At 58.9% G+C, this 2,627-nt stretch carries 3 protein-coding genes; all 3 read left to right on the plus strand.

Going from position 1 to position 2,627, the window contains the following annotated elements; translation table 11 throughout:
• The first annotated feature begins 258 nt into the window (after positions 1-258).
• Genes AC1DH9_RS26940 through flgH form a run of 3 tightly spaced genes read left to right on the plus strand, consistent with a single transcriptional unit; the run spans position 259 to position 2,562 of the window.
• Entirely contained in the window at positions 259-999 is a 741-nt protein-coding gene (locus AC1DH9_RS26940) for a flagellar basal body rod protein FlgF (RefSeq protein ID WP_427539137.1), read from the plus strand.
• Positions 1,000-1,044: 45 nt separating this feature from the next.
• Positions 1,045-1,830, plus strand: coding sequence for a flagellar basal-body rod protein FlgG (flgG, locus tag AC1DH9_RS26945; RefSeq protein WP_054596270.1), 786 nt, complete (start codon positions 1,045-1,047; stop codon positions 1,828-1,830).
• A 51-nt stretch (positions 1,831-1,881) separates the two neighbouring features.
• Positions 1,882-2,562 (plus strand): flagellar basal body L-ring protein FlgH, encoded by a 681-nt coding sequence (flgH, locus tag AC1DH9_RS26950; protein ID WP_427529886.1) that lies wholly within the window; start codon positions 1,882-1,884, stop codon positions 2,560-2,562.
• Positions 2,563-2,627 lie beyond the last annotated feature (65 nt).

Consider the following 2,627-nt stretch of genomic DNA (forward strand, 5'->3'; position numbering starts at 1 on the left):
GGGGAATACATTCCAAATGTGGGAGCGGGCTTGCTCGCGAAGGCGGCAGTGCAGGCAACCTTAGTATCAGCCTTTGCCACCTACCGGCATAACACCGCCGGTTTTTCGACTTCGATACATTTCAAATTTCCCCTCGTTAACCCTCAAGTCCTTTGTTTGCCGGGCCGCAAGCCGCCAGAAAAAAGTTGGTCTGCAAATTGCTTGAGGCTCTGCAGTACAGCGGTGGGCGGCAAACGTCCGACATGCAGAGGAAAGACTGTGGACAAGTACCTTTATGTGGCAATGACCGGCGCCAGCCAGAACGCACTGGCGCAAAAGGCTCATGCCAACAACCTGGCGAACATCTCCACCAACGGTTTTCAGAAAGACCTGGAGCAGGCGCGGTCGATGCCGGTGTTTGGCGACAGCTTTCCGGCGCGAGCGTTTGCCCTGTCCGAACGTCCGGCCACCGACTTCTCGCCTGGCGCGATGATTGAAACCGGTCGCGACCTCGATGTAGCGGTTCAGGGCAGCGGCTGGATTGCCGTACAGAATCCGAACGGTGGTGAAAGCTATGTGCGCACCGGCAGCCTGAATGTCGACGCCCTGGGYGTGTTGCGCGCCGGCAACGGCATGCCAGTCATGGGCAACGGTGGCCCGATTGCCGTGCCGCCCGAGCAGAAAATCGAAGTCGGCCAGGACGGCACCATCAGCATTCGGTCAATGGGTGAAGGTCCGCGCGTCATCGCAGAAATCGACCGCATCAAGCTGGTCAACCCGGACATCAAGAACATGACCAAAGGTCTGGACGGTTCGATCCATACCGCCGACGGCAAGCCGGCGCCGGTCGATGCCAATGTGCAACTGGTGTCGGGCTTCCTTGAATCGAGCAACGTCAACGCCGTTGAAGAGATGACCTCGGTGTTGGCCTTGTCCAAGCAATTCGAGCTGCACATCAAGATGATGAACACCGCCAAAGACGACGACCAGGCCATGGCTCGGGTCTTGCAGATCAGCTAATTATCAGAACGTCGCGCCGTAAAACAGGCGCACGAGGAGAATTGAATGCTTCCGGCTCTATGGGTTGCCAAAACAGGTCTGTCCGCCCAGGACACCAACCTGACGACTATTTCCAACAACCTGGCAAACGTATCGACCACGGGTTTCAAGCGTGACCGTGCCGAGTTCCAGGACTTGTTGTACCAGATCAAGCGTCAGCCAGGCGCCCAGTCGACTCAGGACAGCGCACTGCCGTCGGGTCTGCAATTGGGTACCGGTGTGCGCATTGTCGGCACTCAGAAAAACTTCACCGCCGGTAGCCTGCAAACCACCGACCAGCCGCTGGACATGGCGGTCGACGGTCGCGGTTTCTTCCAGATCCTGCAGCCGGATGGCACGACCGCCTACACCCGTGACGGTACGTTCCACCTGGACTCCAATGGCCAGATCGTCAACGCCAGCGGCTTCGCCCTGGAGCCGGCCATCGTCATTCCGAACAACGCACAGACCTTCACGGTCGGTCGTGACGGCACCGTGTCGATCACCGTTCCAGGCGCTGCTGCCGCGCAAGTGATCGGCAACCTGCAAACCGCCGACTTCATCAACCCGGCCGGTCTGCAGGCGATGGGCAACAACCTGTTCCAGGAAACCGCCGCCAGTGGTGCGCCGCAAATCGGTACGCCGGGCCTGAACGGTTTTGGCACCACGCTGCAGAACACCCTGGAAACCTCCAACGTCAGCACCGTTGAAGAGATGGTCAACATGATCACCACTCAACGCGCCTACGAGATGAACTCCAAGGTGATTTCTACCGCCGACCAGATGCTCTCGTTCGTAACGCAGAATCTGTAATCAAGTCTATGAGGCGGCATGAAGCCGCCTGCAACACCGTGAGGTAGGGTCATGAATCGCTTTGTATCTGTTCTCGCATTGAGTGGGATCGCCGTGCTCGCGGGCTGCGTCGGTCCGACGCCGAAGCCCAATGACCCGTACTACGCGCCCGTGTTGCCTCGTACACCGCTGCCTGCAGCGGCAAACAACGGCTCGATCTATCAGGCCGGTTTCGAGCAGAACCTGTACAGCGACCGCAAGGCGTTCCGGGTCGGTGACATCATCACCATCACCCTGAACGAAAAGACCCAGGCCAGTAAAAACGCCAACTCCCAGGTGGACAAGACCAGCAAGGCCGGAATCGGTCTGACCTCGTTGTTCGGTGGCACTCCGGCCGCCAACAGTCCCCTGAGTCTGGGTGCCAATTACAACGGTGACCGCGCCACCAAGGGCGACAGCAAGGCAGGGCAGGGCAACAGCCTGACCGGTTCGATCACCGTCACCGTTGCCGACGTGCTGCCCAACGGCATCATTGCCGTGCGTGGCGAGAAGTGGATGACCCTCAACACCGGTGATGAACTGGTGCGCATTGCCGGTCTGGTCCGGGCAGACGATATCGCTACCGATAACACGGTACCGTCGACGCGTATCGCTGATGCACGGATCACCTATTCGGGCACCGGTTCGTTTGCCGACGCGAGTCAGCCAGGCTGGTTCGACCGTTTCTTCTTAAGCCCGCTGTTCCCTTTCTAGGTGATGAAACGACTCATGTTTAATTTCAAGCACCTGATGGCGGCCGTGTTATTGCTGTCCACCTC

Source organism: Pseudomonas sp. 05T35 (genome assembly GCF_056396605.1).

Coding starts and splice junctions, on each gene's coding strand:
- flgH (WP_427529886.1), top strand. CDS start 1,882: ATGAATCGCTTTGTATCTGTTCTCGCATTGAGTGGGATCGCCGTGCTC.
- flgG (WP_054596270.1), top strand. CDS start 1,045: ATGCTTCCGGCTCTATGGGTTGCCAAAACAGGTCTGTCCGCCCAGGAC.